The organism is Acidovorax sp. MR-S7 (assembly GCF_000400995.2).
GTDB lineage: Bacteria > Pseudomonadota > Gammaproteobacteria > Burkholderiales > Burkholderiaceae_C > MR-S7.
Genome location: NZ_DF238908.1, coordinates 221,250 through 238,523 on the forward strand (window position 1 = coordinate 221,250; position 17,274 = coordinate 238,523).

Annotated in this window: 17 protein-coding genes; 6 read left to right on the forward strand and 11 right to left on the reverse strand. The window is 61.0% G+C overall.

Features of this window, described 5'->3' with window-relative positions; genetic code table 11:
• Positions 1 to 12: 12 nt before the first annotated feature.
• Positions 13 to 1,749 (reverse strand): methyl-accepting chemotaxis protein, encoded by a 1,737-nt coding sequence (locus AVS7_RS07005; RefSeq protein WP_020227722.1) that lies wholly within the window; start codon positions 1,747 to 1,749, stop codon positions 13 to 15.
• A 27-nt stretch (positions 1,750 to 1,776) separates the two neighbouring features.
• Positions 1,777 to 2,277, reverse strand: coding sequence for a chemotaxis protein CheW (locus AVS7_RS07010; RefSeq protein ID WP_020227723.1), 501 nt, complete (start codon positions 2,275 to 2,277; stop codon positions 1,777 to 1,779).
• A 231-nt stretch (positions 2,278 to 2,508) separates the two neighbouring features.
• On the opposite strand from AVS7_RS07010, the gene AVS7_RS07015 reads away from it, so the two are divergent.
• Positions 2,509 to 3,558, forward strand: a complete 1,050-nt coding sequence (locus AVS7_RS07015; RefSeq protein ID WP_024001070.1) for an extracellular solute-binding protein — start codon at positions 2,509 to 2,511, stop codon at positions 3,556 to 3,558.
• Positions 3,559 to 3,709: 151 nt separating this feature from the next.
• Positions 3,710 to 4,468, forward strand: coding sequence for a 3-hydroxyacyl-CoA dehydrogenase (locus AVS7_RS07020; protein WP_020227725.1), 759 nt, complete (start codon positions 3,710 to 3,712; stop codon positions 4,466 to 4,468).
• Between the two features lie 7 nt (positions 4,469 to 4,475).
• On the opposite strand, the gene AVS7_RS07025 is transcribed toward AVS7_RS07020, so the two are convergent.
• Positions 4,476 to 4,781, reverse strand: a complete 306-nt coding sequence (locus AVS7_RS07025) for a hypothetical protein (RefSeq protein ID WP_020227726.1) — start codon at positions 4,779 to 4,781, stop codon at positions 4,476 to 4,478.
• A gap of 219 nt (positions 4,782 to 5,000) precedes the next feature.
• Here AVS7_RS07025 and AVS7_RS07030 point away from each other — a divergent pair, with 219 nt between their 5' ends.
• The gene (locus tag AVS7_RS07030; RefSeq protein WP_024001071.1) at positions 5,001 to 6,374 is read left to right on the forward strand and encodes a site-specific integrase; all 1,374 of its coding nucleotides are present in this window, start codon (positions 5,001 to 5,003) and stop codon (positions 6,372 to 6,374) included.
• 26 nt (positions 6,375 to 6,400) lie between these two features.
• Here the strand turns inward: AVS7_RS07030 and AVS7_RS23510 are convergent, their stop codons facing one another.
• A complete protein-coding gene (locus AVS7_RS23510; protein ID WP_034690218.1) occupies positions 6,401 to 7,039 on the reverse strand; it encodes a LysR family substrate-binding domain-containing protein in 639 nt (212 codons plus the stop codon).
• Between the two features lie 262 nt (positions 7,040 to 7,301).
• Here AVS7_RS23510 and AVS7_RS07040 point away from each other — a divergent pair, with 262 nt between their 5' ends.
• On the forward strand, positions 7,302 to 7,595 hold the full coding sequence (locus AVS7_RS07040; RefSeq protein ID WP_034690180.1) for a helix-turn-helix domain-containing protein: 294 nt from the start codon (positions 7,302 to 7,304) through the stop codon (positions 7,593 to 7,595).
• Between the two features lie 4 nt (positions 7,596 to 7,599).
• Here the strand turns inward: AVS7_RS07040 and AVS7_RS07045 are convergent, their stop codons facing one another.
• Positions 7,600 to 8,496 (reverse strand): LysR family transcriptional regulator, encoded by an 897-nt coding sequence (locus tag AVS7_RS07045; protein ID WP_020227729.1) that lies wholly within the window; start codon positions 8,494 to 8,496, stop codon positions 7,600 to 7,602.
• A 662-nt stretch (positions 8,497 to 9,158) separates the two neighbouring features.
• On the opposite strand from AVS7_RS07045, the gene AVS7_RS07050 reads away from it, so the two are divergent.
• On the forward strand, positions 9,159 to 10,319 hold the full coding sequence (locus tag AVS7_RS07050) for an acyl-CoA dehydrogenase family protein (protein ID WP_020227730.1): 1,161 nt from the start codon (positions 9,159 to 9,161) through the stop codon (positions 10,317 to 10,319).
• A 163-nt stretch (positions 10,320 to 10,482) separates the two neighbouring features.
• Positions 10,483 to 10,950 (forward strand): PaaI family thioesterase, encoded by a 468-nt coding sequence (locus tag AVS7_RS23515; RefSeq protein ID WP_024001074.1) that lies wholly within the window; start codon positions 10,483 to 10,485, stop codon positions 10,948 to 10,950.
• A gap of 160 nt (positions 10,951 to 11,110) precedes the next feature.
• On the opposite strand, the gene AVS7_RS23520 is transcribed toward AVS7_RS23515, so the two are convergent.
• The 6 genes from AVS7_RS23520 to AVS7_RS07075 all read right to left on the reverse strand — a co-directional run bounded on the left by AVS7_RS23520 (position 11,111) and on the right by AVS7_RS07075 (position 17,216).
• Positions 11,111 to 12,292: an alpha-hydroxy acid oxidase gene (locus AVS7_RS23520; protein WP_234449976.1), complete on the reverse strand. Its 1,182-nt coding sequence runs from the start codon at positions 12,290 to 12,292 to the stop codon at positions 11,111 to 11,113.
• 46 nt (positions 12,293 to 12,338) lie between these two features.
• Positions 12,339 to 13,268, reverse strand: coding sequence for a hydroxyacid dehydrogenase (locus AVS7_RS07055; protein ID WP_020227731.1), 930 nt, complete (start codon positions 13,266 to 13,268; stop codon positions 12,339 to 12,341).
• Between the two features lie 26 nt (positions 13,269 to 13,294).
• Positions 13,295 to 13,639 (reverse strand): carboxymuconolactone decarboxylase family protein, encoded by a 345-nt coding sequence (locus AVS7_RS07060; RefSeq protein WP_020227732.1) that lies wholly within the window; start codon positions 13,637 to 13,639, stop codon positions 13,295 to 13,297.
• 50 nt (positions 13,640 to 13,689) lie between these two features.
• Positions 13,690 to 14,895 carry a mandelate racemase/muconate lactonizing enzyme family protein gene (locus tag AVS7_RS07065; protein WP_024001076.1) on the reverse strand — a complete coding sequence of 402 codons (1,206 nt, stop codon included), beginning with the start codon at positions 14,893 to 14,895 and terminating at the stop codon, positions 13,690 to 13,692.
• Positions 14,896 to 15,004: 109 nt separating this feature from the next.
• Positions 15,005 to 15,958 (reverse strand): tripartite tricarboxylate transporter substrate binding protein, encoded by a 954-nt coding sequence (locus AVS7_RS07070; protein WP_020227734.1) that lies wholly within the window; start codon positions 15,956 to 15,958, stop codon positions 15,005 to 15,007.
• A 61-nt stretch (positions 15,959 to 16,019) separates the two neighbouring features.
• A complete protein-coding gene (locus tag AVS7_RS07075) occupies positions 16,020 to 17,216 on the reverse strand; it encodes a mandelate racemase/muconate lactonizing enzyme family protein (protein WP_034690222.1) in 1,197 nt (398 codons plus the stop codon).
• Between the last annotated feature and the right edge of the window lie 58 nt (positions 17,217 to 17,274).

The window sequence follows — 17,274 nt, forward strand, 5'->3', positions numbered from 1 at the left end:
GCCGGCGGCCTGTCAGAAGCTTTCCCAATCGTCGTCCTGCGCTGCGACGGCAACCGGCTTGGCCAGCGCCGCCGGCTTGGCGGCGGGCGGCGGGCTCTTGCGCAGGACCGGCTTGGGCGGTGTGGCCTGAGGCTTCGGTGCAGGCGCCACCGCGCGCGGCGGCTGCGGCACGGAACGCGGCGCGGCGATGGCCTGCGGCTGCGTGCCGATGCGGAACACCGCCACGGCGTCCACGAGCTGCGCCGCCTGCGCCTTGAGGCTGCCTGCGGCAGCCGCGCTCTGCTCCACCAGCGCCGCGTTCTGCTGCGTGGCCTGGTCCATCTGCGTGATGGCCTCTCCCACCTGGGCCACGCCGCTGCTCTGCTCGCTGCTGGCCGCGCTGATCTCGCCCATGATGTCCGTCACGCGGCGAATGGAGTTGACCACCTCGGTCATGGTCGTGCCCGCCTTGTCCACCAGCTGCGAGCCCTGCTCCACGCGCTCCACGCTGGCCGTGATCAGCTGCTTGATCTCCTTGGCGGCTTCCGCACTGCGCTGCGCCAGGCTGCGCACCTCGCCGGCCACCACCGCGAAGCCCCGGCCCTGCTCGCCCGCGCGCGCCGCCTCCACGGCGGCGTTGAGCGCCAGGATGTTGGTCTGGAAGGCGATGCCGTCGATCACGCCGATGATGTCGGCGATCTTGCGGCTGGAATCGTTGATGCCGCGCATGGTGTCCACCACCTGGCTGACCACCTCGCCGCCCTGCACGGCGACGGTGCTAGCGCTCATGGCGAGCTGGTTGGCCTGGCGGGCGTTGTCGGCGTTCTGGCGCACGGTGGCGCCCAGCTGCTCCATGGAGGCGGCGGTCTCTTCCAGGGCGCTGGCCTGGCTTTCGGTGCGGGCCGACAGGTCGTGGTTGCCCTGGGCGATCTCGGCGCTGGCCGTCGCTACGCCTTCGGCATTGCTGCGCACGCCGGAAACCACGCTGGCCAGGTTGTGCTGCATGTCGCGCAGGGCCTGCGTGAGCTGGCCCATCTCGTCCTTGGAGCGCACCGCCAGCTCCACCGTTAGATTGCCCTGGGCGATCTCGCTGGCCGCCCGCACGGCCTGGGCCACGGGCGCCGTGATGAGCCGCGTGATCCACACGCCCAGCGCCACCGCCACGGCGATGGCCGCCGCCAGCACACCGAGCATGGTGCCGCGGGCCATTCCGAACGCCCGCTGGGAATCTTCATACGCCTCGGTGGAGCCCGCGGCATTGATCTTGGAGAGCTTGCCGATGGTTTCGGCCATGCCCACGAAGGCCTGCTGCGAGCCCTGGTAGAGCAACTGGCCGGCGTCGGCCTGGCGCGACTCGCCCTGGGCCACCAGCTCCTGCAGTTGCGCCTGGGTACGCAGGTACGCGGCGCGGTGCGTCTTGAATTCCTCGAACGCGGCCGCCTCGGCCGGGGTCACCAGCGGGGCGTAGCGCTGCTCCAGCTCGCCCAGCATGGCAGCGACGGCCGTCGCGTCCTTGCTCAGCCGCGCCTTCTCGGCCGGATCGGAGCTCAGCACCATGCCGATCTCGCTGGCGCGCAGCCGGTTGGCCGTGGCCCGCATATCGCCCAGCGCCTGCACGCTGGGCAGCCAGTTGGTGGCGACATCGCGCGTGTCGTCGTTGATCTGCCCCATCTGCACGATGGCCAGGACGCCCAGCAATACGTTGAGGAGCACCATGGCGGCGAAGGCCAGGCCCAGCTTCGCCCCGATGCGCAGATTGGAAAACGCCATGTGATGCTCCCTCCGGGCAGCCCCGCCTCAGGCGGTGGCGACGGTCTTGACCAATCCCATTTCAGCACTGCTCAGCAGCGATTCGATGTCCACCACGATCAGCATGCGCTCGCCCACCGTCGCGATGCCGCGCACGAACGAGGCATCCATCTGCCCCTGGAACTGGGGCGCGGGCTTGATGGCGTCTGCCGGCAGTGCCACCACGTCGGCCACCGCATCCACCACTGCACCGAGCACCGTGCCACCCACGTTGAGGATGATGACCACGGTGAAATCGGTGTACTCGGCTTCGGCGCAGTGCAGCTTCAAGCGCAGGTCCACGATGGGCACGATGACGCCGCGCAGGTCGATCACGCCCTTGATGAATTCCGGCGCATGGGCCATGCGGGTGGGCTGCTCATAGGAGCGGATTTCCTGCACACGCAGGATGTCGATTCCGTACTCCTCCTGCCCCAGGCGGAAAGTCAGGTATTCCGCGGCGCTGGCGGTGGCGCCGGTGGAAGAACGCTGGGCGGGTGCAGACAACATGGTGGCTCCTTGACACAAATAGGCTGCGGCCCGCAACGATGGAATACGGCCTGCGGCACCGCGGATTCCGCCAGCATAACAGCCCGAAGTTACTGATGCTGACAATTTCAGCGCATGCGGGAAAGTCCGCGTGGCCGCCTTCCATTCCCCTGGCGCGAGCCCGACAAATAAGAACCATTCTCGCCTTCTGTATCATGCCGCGCATTCCAGTCACAGGAGGCCGCAAGCCCTATGTCCAAACCCTTGAAATCACTGCTGGCCGCATGCCTGCTCGCCGCGGCAGGCGCTGCAGCCGCGCAGGAACAGGTGGTGAACCTGTATTCCGCCCGCCACTACGCCACCGACGAAGCGCTGTACAGCGGCTTCACCAAGGCCACGGGCATCAAGATCAACCGCGTGGACGCAGACGATGCGGGCATCATGGCCCGGCTCAAGGCCGAAGGCACGGCCTCTCCCGCCGACGTGATCCTGCTGGTCGATGCCGCGCGCCTGTACCGCGGCGAAGCCGATGGCCTGTTCCAGCCCGTCCGCTCCCAGGTGCTGGAAAGCGCCATTCCCGCCAACCTGCGCGCCACGCCCGCGGCGGACGGCGGCATCGCCTGGTTCGGCCTGTCCACCCGCGCCCGCGTGATCGTCTACAACAAGGCGAAAGTGAACAAGGACGACGTGGACACCTACCAGGAACTGGGCGATCCCAAGAACAAGGGCAAGGTCTGCATCCGATCGGGCTCCCATCCCTACAACCTGAGCCTGTTCGGCTCGGTGATGGAGCACCTGGGCGAGCAGAAGGCGGAAGCCTGGCTCAAGGGCATCGTGGACAACCTCGCACGCCCGCCCAAGGGAGGCGACACCGACCAGATCAAGGCCGTGGCCGCGGGCGAATGCGACATCGCCGTCACCAACAGCTACTACCTGGCCCGGCTGATGCGCTCCGACAAGCCGGAGGACAAGGCCGTGGTCGAGAAGGTGTCCGTGGTCTTCCCCAACCAGGAATCCTGGGGCACGCACATGAACATCGCGGGCGGCGCCGTCGCCCGCCATGCGAAGAACCGCGCCAATGCCATCAAGTTCCTGGAATACCTGGCCAGCCCCGAGGCGCAGAACTACTTCGCCAACGGCAACAACGAATGGCCCGCCGCCAAGGGCGTCGACCCGGGCAACCCCGCGCTGAAGGCCATGACCGATGGCAAGCCCTTCAAGAGCGAGACCATCCCGATCGGCGCCGTGGGTGCGAACACCACCAAGGTGCAGCAGATGCTGGACCGCGTCGGCTTCCGCTGAGAGCCACGCCCCCTACTCCAAGACAACCCGGCATGGCCGGGTTTTCTTTTTTCCGCTCCCGCCGGGCGGGTGCGGACGGCTGCGCCATAATTGACGTTAACGTCAACGTCAACGTCAACGTCAACGTCACTCTCATCACAGGAGACAACACATGGAAATCAAGGGCAAGGTCTTCATCGTCACGGGCGGCGCCTCGGGCCTCGGGGAAGGCGCCGCGCGCATGCTGGCTGGCGAAGGCGCCAAGGTGGTCATCGCCGACATGCAGGCGGACAAGGGCGAAGCCGTCGCGCGCGACATCGGCGGCGCTTTCGTGCGCTGCGACGTGAGCAGTGAAGCCAATGGCCAGGCCGTGGTCGCCCAGGCCGTGTCCCTGGGCAAGCTCGCGGGCCTCGTGAACTGCGCCGGCATCGCCCCGGCCGAGAAGACCGTGGGCAAGAACGGCGCGCACAGCCTGGCTGTGTTCAGCAAGACCATCACGGTCAACCTCGTGGGCAGCTTCAACATGATCCGCCTGGCCGCCGAGGCCATGGCCAAGAACGAACCCGAAGCCACAGGCGAGCGCGGCGTGCTGATCTCCACGGCCAGCGTGGCCGCCTACGACGGCCAGATCGGCCAAGCGGCCTATTCCGCGTCCAAGGGCGGCGTGGTGGGCATGACCCTGCCCATCGCGCGCGACCTGGCGCGCAGCGGCATCCGCAACATGACCATCGCTCCCGGCATCTTCGGCACGCCCATGCTGTTCGGCATGCCGCAGGAAGTGCAGGACGCGCTCGCTGCCGGCGTGCCCTTCCCCAGCCGCCTCGGCACGCCGCAGGACTACGCCAAGCTGGTGCGGCACATCATCGAGAACGACATGCTCAACGGCGAGGTGATCCGCCTCGACGGTGCCATCCGCCTGGCACCGAAGTAAAAGCCTGTCAGTCGAAGGGAGGCGGCAGCCCGGGGCGCGTCGCGCTGTCGATGATCGCCTCCCACGACTTGCCAGACGCTCGCAGGAATTCGATCGAGGGGCCGAACTCGTTTCCGTAGACCTGGAGCGTCCGCTCATAGATGCGGCTGCGGTAGGGCTCGGGCGTCAGTTCCTTGAAGTGGGAGGCCAGCCGTATGCGCTCCGCGTGCAAGGAGCGTGCGATGGCCTCGGCAGCCAATCCTTCGCGCTGCATCGCTTGCGCTCGCGCGCGCAATTCGCGCACGGCTTGCTCGTAGCGGGAACGCAGGTTCATGGATTGCACGATTTCGAACGCAAAAAAGCCACCTTCAGGTGGCTTTTTCAATCAATGGCGGAGTGGACGTCCGCTATGCTAGCGTCCACTGAATTCTACCATGTTCCAAAATTCCTTTAGCGACAAACACTTGGACGCATCTCACGTCCGTCCTGATCTTGTCGCGTCCACTGAATTCTATCACCATTTGGCTATAGGAAGGACATACAAGGAGCCGCAGTGGCAAGAACCAGCAAACGACTTTCCGCAGCGCATGTGCGGTCCGCGAAACGTCCTGGCTTCTACAGCGATGGGGATGGACTCTACATGCAGGTCGGCCCGGCGGGGACGAAGACGTGGGTGTTCCGCTACACGGTGCGCGGACGGCGCCGCAACCACGGCATGGGAAAGATCAACCTAGCCGAAGGCTGGGCGCAAGTCAGGCCTGAAGAACGGCAGGGCACGCTAGGCCTCGCGGAAGCGCGGGACGAAGCCCAGCGGTTGCGCGCCTTGGTGCGCAAGGGGATTGATCCCATTGCAGACTTGCATGAAACGCAGCGCGCAGAAGAAGCCGCAGCGCTTGCTGCCAAGACCGCCGAGGAGCAACGCAAGACCTTCGCCGAATGCGCGGACGTGGTGATCGCTCAGCGAGAGAAGAAGCTGCGCAACGGCAAGAGCAAGAAGCAATGGCGTGCCACACTGACGCACGAGAAAATCAGCGCTGTCCTGAACGACGGCCGCAAGATCGACGACCTGACCAAGCACGATGTCGCAAAGGCCCTGAAGTGGCATTGGGAGAATGTGCCCACGAGCGCCGACCGCATTAGAGACCGCATCAAGGCCGTATTCGCCTACGCCAAGGCCGTGGACGCCTACGCGGGAGACAACCCTGCCGAAAAGCACGTCATCGAGCAGATCCTGGGCGAGCAGAAGAACGATGCACCAGCAAAGCACCCTGCCCTGCCACACAAGCGCATCGGCGCATTCATGGTCAAGTTGCGCACGCATCAAGGCATGTCGCACCGTGCACTGGAGTTCGGCATCCTGACCGCCTCACGATCAGGCGAGGTGCGCGGCGCGACCTGGAACGAGCTCGACTTGCCGGCGAAGCTTTGGACGATTCCCGCCGATAGGATGAAAGCGGGCCGCGAGCACGTTGTCACCTTGTCCGACGATGCCATCAAGCTGCTGCTGGCCCTGCCACGTCTGAAGTCCGGCGTGACTGAAAACGGGGAGGAAAAGCCTGACTACATTTTCCCCGCGCCGCGTGGTGGTCAACTGTCTGATATGGCCCTGACGAAGGCAGTGCGCGATATGCACACCATTGAGACAAAGGCGGGGGATGCAGGCTGGGTTGATCCAAGGTCCGGCCGCACCGCCGTCGTGCATGGTTTTCGCTCAACCTTCCGTGATTGGACCGCGGAAACGGGCTATGAGCGCGATATGGCTGAGTTAGCATTGGCGCACGATGTGGGTAGCGCTGTGGAACGTGCGTACCGCCGAACGGACATGGTCGAACGTCGCCGCCACATGATGCAGGACTGGGCGGAGTATTGCGCCTCCGTTGCCATTGAGCGGATTGCTGGATCCGAAGAACAGGGTCAATGCGACTGACTTCGCTGGTACGTGCCGAAGCCAACCTAGTGATTTGCCGCGATACGGCGCATTCTTTGGACAAACTGCTCTGCGACAGGGCTGGAACGGGATGCAGCCAGCACCAAGCTGGTCACCAGTTCATAGAAGCCATCAGAAATCGGTCGCATGGTGATACCCCATCCAGCCAACCGATCGCTACGGGACTCTGCCGTCACCCCTACCCCGTAACCTGCTGCCACCTGCAGCGCCAGCATATCGAACGAGGTCACGTCCTGGATGGCATCCCGTCGCCCGCCGCTCAGCGCCGAGAGCCGCTCCTCCAGCCCATCGCAAGCTTCGGCCGGCCAGCGCAGCACTGAGAACTGAAGCAGGTCATCCAGGGAGAGATCGGCTTGTACTATCAAAGGAGACTCGGCAGGCAGGACGGCCACCATGCGCTCTCGCCATAAAGGCTCGCAGGAAAAATCCAGATCTGCGCCCATGGTCAAGGATAGCCCCACGTCATACCATCCAGCCTGAAGCCCAGCCCTCAGTTCGCCAGACGAAACTTCATGCACCTTGACGGCAACTTCCGGAGCCTGTTCGCGCTGCAATGCAAACACTTGGGATAACCTCTGGCAAGGTAGACCATGCGCGATGGCAAGATTGAGGGCTGTAGGCTGCGATGTGACTGATGGCGACATATCCTGCATCTCTTTGTCTAGCCGGTGCTGGGTCCTTCATTCAAGGGTCGCAGAATGCGGTTGGCCATTCCGCCTTGCTCTGCATGCACGGCGTACCTGCCTCAGATCAATCTGGAGTGGCGACACGCCCAGTCCAACGAGACACCTCAGCACCCGGGCCGGGGAATTGGTGAGGAACGGCAAGTTCAGAACACTTTTTTGCAGTCACCATGAGTTAAGTTTAACGTGGTTTAACTCGATCTGTTGATGGACGCTTTTGCTTATGCAAAAGCGCAGAGTTCAGCCAGGCCGCCCCGTCGGCACAACCACCTATGAATCAGGGCCCGCGCGCGCATTTGGCTCGGCGGTGCGAGCAATGCGGCTGGAGCAAGGTTTCGCCCAGGAAGAGCTTGCCGCTCTCGCAGGCATTGAGCGCTCTCATATGGGAAAAATCGAAAGAGGCGAACACATGCCGACGCTGGCACTGATCTTGAAGATCGCTTCAGCACTTCAGCGGAACGCTGCCGATTTGATGGCAGCCACCGAAAAGATGCTGCAAGCGGCATCTGGAAAGTGAGAGCCTATTTACCGTCCTCAAGGTGGGTATGTAGGCGCGAGGTAAATCGCACCACCGCCGGTGGAATGGTCTCGCTGTTCAGTCGGAGCATATAGGTTGTGAAAGCGGCCGCTTCTATAGCCAACGGCCGAAACACGATATCTGTGCGTATACAGGCTGCAGCCTTAGCAGCCACCGCGAAGCCCACCCCATAACCCGCCGCAACCAGCGTAAGCATCATGTCCATGGAAGAGACGTGCGCGGTAACATCCCAATCACATTTCGCAGTGCTCAACAAGCGATTGAGTTCGCGACTGCATCCTTCGCACGTTCGGGGATTGCACATGACCAACCGGTAGGGCACCAGCGCATCCAAAGGGACGGCCACGTGCTCCAACAAGGGATGGAGCGTAGGCATCGCCAACATGAGCGAATCTCGCCACAGTGGCTCAGCCAAAATATCCCTTCCAACGTCTTGGACGTGTGCGAATCCAAGGTGGAAATCTCCTGATCGGAGACCACGCACTTGCTCGGCTAGTGGTACTTCGATCAGGCGTATCTCTATCTCCGGCTCCTCAAGACGGCAACGCGCGAGAAATGCGGAGAGGCGCGGATCCACCACACCATCGGACACCGCTATCCGCAGACTCCCCCGAAAGCCTGCGGAAATGGCCTTGACGCTGGAACACGCTTGATCCAGGCTGCTAAGCACACGACGCACATCGTCCAGAAAGGCCTCTCCTGCTGCGGTAAGGCGGGTGCCACGCCGATCCCGGTCAAAGAGCAATGAGCCTAGCTCTTCCTCTAGATCCCTAATGATGCGCGAGAGTGGCGACTGCTCGATGTTCAGCCGTTCTGCGGCTCGCGTGAAGTGCAACTCCTCAGCTAAGACCACGAAATAGCGAAGATGTCGCAACTCCATTCTTCAAACCTCCATTGCCAAATGGATGTAGACATCGCGTGCCTCATAGGAACGTTCCATCCTCTCGACCGGCCAAGTGACTCCGCTTCGACGCAAGCGCTACGTGCATGTTCTCAGCACGGAGGACCAAACGAGAGCGGGCCGACACTGGAACTGTCAATACCACGCTGCATCCAATGGCGCGAAGCCGCGGGACAGTACCACTCATCCTGAGCAAAAAGACATTGCCCTACGAAGCCACGCAATGAGACAGCGAGCAGATCAATACAGATCGCCGGGGCTTGCGGTGCCACCGATCATCCCGCTCGATCTCGACGACTCTACAGGCTAAACAGCGGCGAAGAAATTCGATTCTTCCAAACTTCTCATTCATGTTTCGCGAACAGCGGCTTTGTTGTAAGGCAAGCCTACGTCGGTGGACCACGCGTCCTCTCTCGAAGATGTCGCAGCATTGGAGGCGAGAAGACCTCGCCCAAGCAGCAAGTCTCCTGCTGATCGAAGTAGAAAAAATACTTCGGGGCATATGAACGATTGCTTCCGAAAAGATGAACAGCAAACCTTCGACAGCAGGTACAGTCAAAAAACCGCCTGCGCCAGTGGCGCAGCCGTCGTCACACGCTCCACGGACTTCCAATCTCCATCAACCCATCCCTACAGGCCCTATGAACTTCGATCTATCCGAAGACCAGCGAGCGTTTCAAGAGGCGGCGCGCGCATTCGCCAGCAGCGAGTTAGAACCTCACGCAGCGGAATGGGACAGTCAAGCGCACTTTCCCCGGCAGACAATCGAGCACGCGGGTGAGCTGGGCTTCTGCGGTTTGTATGCGAGCGCGGAACATGGAGGTCTCGGCTTGCCACGCTTAGATGCGACGCTGGTCTTCGAAGAGTTGGCACAAGCATGCCCTTCCACCACTGCTTTTATCACCATTCACAACATGGCTACCTGGATGGTCACCGACTTTGCTCGTGCAGAGGTGGCACAGGTTTGGGGGCCTCAACTTGCGAGCGGTAAGGCGCTGGCTTCATACTGTTTGACGGAGCCAGGCGCTGGGTCTGACGCAGGCTCCATCACGACATCGGCGCGGCTGGAGGGGGAGAGTTATGTTCTGAACGGAACCAAGGCTTTCATCTCTGGTGCGGGGGCTACCGATGCGCTCGTGGTGATGGCCCGAACAGGTGCTTCAGGCCCCGCCGGCATCTCCGCCTTCCTGGTCGCCGCGGACAGTCCCGGCATCCAGTATGGTAAGAAGGAGGAGAAAATGGGGTGGAACAGCCAGCCCACACGCCAGATCAGCTTTGACGATGTCCGTGTCCCCGCTGCAAACCTGCTAGGCCAAGAAGGCGACGGCTTCAAGATCGCGATGAAAGGACTTGACGGAGGCCGAATCAACATCGCAACTTGTTCGATTGGCGCTGCACAAGGGGCATTGTCGGCTGCGCAGCGCTACATGCACGAACGGCGTCAGTTCGGTAAGCCATTGTCAGCCTTCCAGGCACTGCAATTCAAACTAGCTGATATGGCGACCGAATTGGTGGCCGCTCGTCAGATGGTGCGCCTGGCGGCCAGCAAACTCGACGCAGGCCACGATGACGCCACCACGTATTGCGCCATGGCCAAGCGATTTGCCACTGACGTAGGCTTTGAGGTCTGCAACCAGGCCTTGCAGTTGCACGGCGGATACGGCTACATCCGCGAGTATCCTTTGGAGCGACTACTGCGAGATGCGCGCGTGCATCAGATTCTCGAGGGGACCAACGAGATCATGCGCGTGATCATCGCGCGCCGCATGCTCCAAGATGATGCGACGGATCTCGTACGGTGAATTCCCGGCCAGAACTCTCCCTCGCACGGGCGAAGTTAGTCGGCAGCTCTGTCGCCGCCGCTTCTGGCAGCCGTGTGCCAACAGCAGGGTCGATCATGAACACGAAGCTGATTCCATCGAGACGAGATGTCGCCACCATTCTCATCCTGAAAGTGACCCAACCGTGAAATCGATCCAAGAGAATTATCTACCTGGCTTCGCGCACTGCTATGGGTGTGGACCTGCAAATGGGCACGGCCATCATCTAAAGAGCTACCTTGAGGATGGTCAGACCGTAGCCCGATTTACCCCCGGTCCGCAATACACCGGTGGCTTTCCCGATAAGGTCTATGGTGGCCTTCTCGCATCGCTACTCGACTGCCATGGAGCTGCCACGGCTGCTGCCTTTGCTTGCAAACTGCGTGGACATGAGATTGGTCCCGGCCTCGGCGGCCTTCGCTTTGTCACTGCGTCCCTCAAGGTCGACTTCAAGCGGCCTACCCCATTGCACAAAGAACTCACGGTGCACGGCAGGCTCGTTTCACTCGAAGGCCGAAAGGCCGTTGTCGCACTTACACTGAGTGCAGATGGCCTAGTCTGCGTAACGGGCGAGATGCTCGCGATCGAATTGCCGGCCAGCCCCGATATGTAAGACCGAGCGAGCAGACCTTCTGATCCACCTTTACACCTCGTCCGCTCAGCCAATACCGACTCAGCAGCGCGCCGATCCTGCCGCGCAGGTTGTTCTCTTTTCTTGGCATGATCTGGACTCAACGTAATCGGGCACCGAGCAGAGGAGTCAAATCAATTTATTACGCTCGGCAAGGGCCTGGTGAGATAGGATACAAACAGTTCGGATCTAGCTGATGAATGGAGGTAACCCCCATCATGGCCATATCGCGTGAGATTTCCTGACGCATTAAGTCGATTGCATGCGTGACTCCGGCCGCCCCACCTACGGCTGCGGCGTAGTTGAACGGACGGCCAATGAAAACGCACGCCGCTCCTAGCGACAGCGCTTTGATCACATCAGTCCCTCTACGGACTCCGCTATCGATCATCACGGGACCGCGTGCGAAACTGGACACAATTTCGGGTAGCACGCGTAGCGGCGCAACCGCCCCGTCGAGCTGTCTGCCACCATGGTTTGAAACGATGATGCCGTCAACGCCGCGATCACAAGCTATAGCGGCGTCGTCGCCGCTCAACACGCCTTTCAAAATCAGCCTTCCTTGCCATCGCTTCCGAATGGCTGAAACTTGATCCCATGTCAGATGTCCGCGCTGGGCAATATCTACGTTCAACCGCTTCGAAATAATCGGTAGACCGCGCCCACCGTGCCAATTCTCGAAATGCGGCATTCCCTGCCGCATGAGAGTCCGGACGAAGACATCGAATAGCCACCTGGGATGCGAGAGACCTTGCCACGCCAGACGGAGACTCGGGCGTAGCGGAGAGGAGAAGCCCACTCGAACATTGTTCTCCCGATTGGCTTGCGCCGGTGTGTCCACTGTAATGACCAGGGTGGACAGGCCGGCCGAAGCAACACGATCGACGAGCGCATCCATCTCCGCTCTATCCTTAGACAGATAGGCTTGAAACCAAGTATCTGGAGCTGCCTCGGCAACCTCCTCAAGCGGGACGAGCGACCAGCCACTCATGATGGCCGGGATATTAGCCTGCTGCGCGGCAGCGGCAAGGACAACATCGCCGCGATAAGCGGTGAGTGCAGCGACACCCATTGGCGCAATCCCAATTGGGGAAGAGTATGTCCGGCCAAATAAGGTGCATTCCTGCGTGCGGGTGCTGACGTCTACAAGAATGCGCGTTCGTAGTTCATACTCGGAAAATGCCGAGCGGTTCGCGTGCAGCGATTGGTTGTCTTCACAAGCACCGGACACATATCCGAATAGCGGCCTTGGAAGTCGCTTTTCAGCGAGTGTCTCGAAGTCTGCTAACGACAGCACATGGCGGCGAAGATAGCCCCCACGCATCCTGGAGGTTAGGCCGGCATGGGTTAACCGCCGCTCCATACTCGACTTATGCGATTGACTTGAGCAGGGCAAGAATGCGATCGGAAACGAGTTCGCCGACGCGCGACTCGGAGTCTGCAGTGACACCCGCTATGTGAGGCGTCAGAAGCAGGTTGGGAGTCCCGGACAACGCCGTACCACCCGGCAAAGGCTCCTCGTCGAACACATCAAGCGCAGCCGCGCGAAGACGGCGCTGGGCCAGCGCATCGGCCAATGCTTTCTCATCGACAATGCCGCCCCGCGCCGCGTTCACAAGTACTGCATCGGGTTGCATCAGAGCGAGCCGACTTGCATCGATGAGACCTCGGGTGGCGGGCGTCAAGGGAAGGTGCAGACTAACGATGTCACTTGAGGCAAGCAAATCGTCAAGCGGCAGTAACTGACATTCAAAATCGTTCGCTGGCAGCTCCCGGAGCGACGGATCATGGGCCACCACCCGCATATCCAAGCGACTGGCCAGGCGCCCTGTGAGCTGACCGATGGAGCCGAATCCAACCAAGCCGATGGTGCGACCTGCGACTTCGCGACCTTCCGGAATTGCGGGCCGAATCCAGTTTCCGTCCGCAAGCGCGCCGCCTACACTGTAATGGGAATACCGTAGCAACATAAGGGCACACGTCACGACATACTCGGCAACTGAGCGGGCATTGCCGCCAATTGCCGGAATGATCTCGATTCCGCGGGCTTGGCATGTCTGCACGTCAATATTGTCCAGGCCGACTCCAAGACGGCCAACAGCCCGGCAATACTCCATGGCGTCCAGAAGCTCGCCTTTCACCTGCGTGCGGGCGCGGACAATGATGGCATGGGCGTCGCGTGCCGAGCTCACGAGATCTGCTCGCCGCTCCCACAAAGTGCTGTCGAACACTACCTCGTGTTCTGCGCGTAGGCGCTGAAGCGACCGGGGATCGATGTACTCAGGGATCAGAATTTTCATGTATTACTCCCGGCCGCGTTGACGCACTACTTCGACTCGAACTGGCCGAAGGCTTCCATGGCGCGCACGGAATAGACGTACGCAGCCCCCGCGTTCAGCGCGATGGCCGTCCCCAGCGCATCGCTGAGTTCAGCCTCTGTAGCGCCCGCCGCACGCGCTGCACTTGCGTGAGAGGCAATGCAGCCGTCACATCGCGTTGTCACTGCGACAGCAAGCGCAATCAACTCCCTCGTCTTCGCATCAAGCGCGCCAGCGCCATTCTGCGCAGCATTCAGCCCCTGAAAGCCAGTCATCAGCTTCGGATTGGCTTTCGCAAGAGCGCCGGCAGCGCCCCGCACGTTCTTCAACATATCGACCCAATTATTGAGCATCGTACTTCCTTACTACATAGTGAAGATGAGCGGGTTCGAGCCGAGGCCGGCTAGCCCGCACGCGTGTTGTATTGGAGAGGGACTCCAGTACTCTTGGGCGGACGTGCACGAAGTGCGTCCTCGATGGGCTCGGTGCCCCAGCCAGGACGGTCCGGAACGATCAGATGCCCGTCACGGTACTCGGGCTGATGAGTGAACAAATCACCCTCGAAGGCCAGCCGATCAATGTCGGTTTCCATGATCCGCAAGTTCGGGACAGCGGCGGCGAAGTGGGCATTCATCATCGTGCACAGATCGCCGTAGAAGTTGTGCGGGGCTATGTTCACGTCATAGGCCTCGCAGGCAGCAGCGATTTTCATCGACTGCCAAACTCCATTCCATACCGTGTCGATGATCGCTACATCAACAGCACGCGCCTCCAGGAAAGGCAGGAATCCGCGTATTCCGATCAACGTTTCACACGAGGCGATCGGATGGCGGCTGTGCGATCTCACATCGGCGAGGGCCCTTGCATTGAAGCTATCCGTCTCCACCCAGAACAAGTCGAAATCCTCAATCGCCCGCAGCAGCTTCAACATGCCTTCGGGCTTCGCGTTGAAGTTGAAATCGACCAAGATATCAACGTCAGGGCCGGCACCGCTTCGCAGTGCTTCCAGCTGCCTCTGCAGATTTCGAATCAGCTTGCGGTCAACGTTGAGCTCTGGCGCGAACGGCGTTCCGAAGCCCGGCCGGTAAGCGTGGGCATCCCCTTGGTCAAAGATGAAGAGGTTGCTCTTGAGTGCGCTGAACCCACGTTCGCGCACCTCGGCCGCGGCGCGCTCGACGCCTTGCAAGTCGGTCACCGCAGGCTGGTAGAAGGCCGGGTGATTGATGCGCCACGTGGCGCAATGAGACCAGTAGACAGGGATCTTGTCACGCACTTTGCCGCCAAGAAGCTCGTAACAAGGCACACGCAGATGCTTGGCCTTCGCATCCAGCAAGGCATTCTCGATGGCGCCAATCGCTTGGGCGATCACGCTTCCAGGCGCCGGACGCGTCAGGCACCCTGCTTCTTGAAAAAATCGCTCATGCGCGCTGACGTCCTTGCCAAGCAGACGCTGCCCGATCTGGTTGATGATCGTGCCGACACCTGGCGAGCCAAATGCCTCGTCGTACTCGCTCCATCCGATGACACCTTTGTCAGTTGTAAGCTTGAGGAAGAAGTAATTTCTCCAACCTGCGTCACACGTTATTGTCTCTATTGCCGCAACTTTCATGTAATCCCCGTCTATCGAAGAATGTGGCGCCTGCGCAGTCAGCGGTACGCCATGTCGATTATTTTCTGCTGCTTGAGTCAGGATTGACGTGCAGCCAGCCAAGGTCGCGTCACTTGATCGGGCCAATCTGCTTGAGCAGGTCTGCGAAGTTGCGGTAATCGTTCCAGGAGGCCTGCTTTGACGCCTCCCCATCACGGTAGGTAAGCTCCATGCCGCGTTCTTTCACGAAGTCCTTGAACTGTTTGGTGTCCATTGCCTCCTTGACCGCGTCATGCATGTATTTGACTGAGTCTTTAGGAGCGCCTTTGGTCGTCACCACCAGGTAGCGGGCGACGAATGACACGGGATATCCCTGCTCCTTGAGCGTAGGTATGTTTGGCAAGCCGCTTTGTCGCTGCTCGCTGAATGAGCCTAGAGCTCGCAACGTCCCGGCTTGAATCTGGGGCACAGCCTCAGACGGCTGAGCAACCGCGGCGGAAATCTGACCGCCCATGAGCTGTGGGCCGCCCTGCCCCCAACCAGCGAACGGAACCTCGATCAGATTGGCGCCCGACGCACGTGCAAGTGACACCACGCTGAAATGGCTGAGAGTGGTCACCCCCGGAAAGCCCACGCTGACATTCCCGTCGGGCTTCTTCGCATCTGCGACGAGGTCCGAGACTGATTTGTACTTTGAGGAGCTGGAAACAACGAGAATTGGGGAGAAGCTCACGACATCCAGCACGTGCTCCAAGTCGTCTGGATTTTTGTAGGGCAAGTGAACCAGTTGCGGAGACAGGGACACGTTCGAGTTCGGTACGAAGGCGAACTGCAATCCGTCAGGCTTGGCCTGCACCAGACCTGCAACAGCTGTGCTACCGCCGGCGCCGGGCTTATTGGACACGATCAGCCCGGCCGGAAACTTGGGCTGCATGATGGCTGCGAGCTGCCGCATCACGATGTCTGCGGCTCCGCCCGGGGCGTAGCCAACGATCGCCGTCACGGGTTGCGTAGGAGCCGTGGGAGCAGCCAAAGCCGAGCCTGTCAGCAGCGCGAAACCGATTCCGAAGAATTTACTTTTCATACTGTCTCCTTTTTGAGTTAACCAAAATGACGTATTTCTGGGACTCGAACGTCGCAGCTAGCTAGCCCATCGAAGAGACTTCGGTTTTGACCATCTTGGCCTCCGCATCGGGCGCAAGGGTCATCCCGAAGCCAGGACGGGTGGGGATCTCGAATCGACCGCTTTTCGGCTGCAAATCTTCTTCAAAAAGGTCCCGATTGCACGACTTCAGCGCGTACGTGTGGTGCTCATGGATCTCGAAGTTGGGAATCGCAGCCTCGAATTGAAGTGCGATCGCAGTGGCCAGCGGAGAGCCGCAGATGTGGGCCTGCACGCCGACATCGAACGTGTGCGCGAGATGTGCGATCTTTACCGCTTCGCTGATGCCCCCCACAAGCCCGACGTCGGGCTGAATCATGTCCATCGACTCTGCTTCCAGGTATGGCAAGAAGCCCCAACGTGTATACAGGCGCTCGCCTGCGGCGATCGGCACAGGCGACCTGCGCGCTGCGCGGTTGTGAGCGCGAGGACCGTTGTAGTGAGTCGGCTCTTCCATGAAGAGGATGCCGAGATCCTTCACCAGCTCGGCTGTCTGCAGCGCGCCGGCAGTGGAGGTGAACGAGTGCAGCTCGAGAATGATGTCGGCGTCCATGCCAATGCCTTCCCGGATGGCCTCCATTCGGGATCGGACTAAACGACGCTGCTCGGGCGACAGGATGCCGCGCAACTTCGCGGCTCGACTTCCGTCGGAAGCGATCATGAGCGGATCGACCTTGACACAGTCGTAGCCCTGTTCGCGCGCTTGTATTGCTGCATCCCGATAACGGGCGGGATCGGTGAGGTTGACAACGCTCTCGATATTCCAGTCGAACTGCAGCTGACTGGCGTAGCAGCGCAATGGCTGCGGCGTATCCGCGCCTAACAGACGATGAACAGGCTCTCCTAGCGCTTTCCCCTTGATATCCCAGAGCGCCGCATCAAGGGCGCTCATCGCGCCGAAGACCACTGGGCCTCCGCCCTCTGCCCAGAAGGACTTGCGCAGCATGCGCTCCCAAATCGTCTCGGTGGAAAATGGATCCTGGCCAAGAACGAACCGCTGTCCAAGCGCCAGCACCATCGGACCTGCTGCCTGAGCTCCGGTGCCATACGCCATGCCGACTTCACCAAGTCCGGTCAATCCCTCATCCGTGTGTACTCTCGCGAATACATGGTGCCAAGAGGCGATCCCGTCGCGGCCCGAGAGTTCAGCTTCGAGCACCTCAATGCGATTGATCTTCACGAGTTCCCTTTCTCCCGCCGCAACGGACAGACAATCAATGGGCGGCGCCATCCAAGCT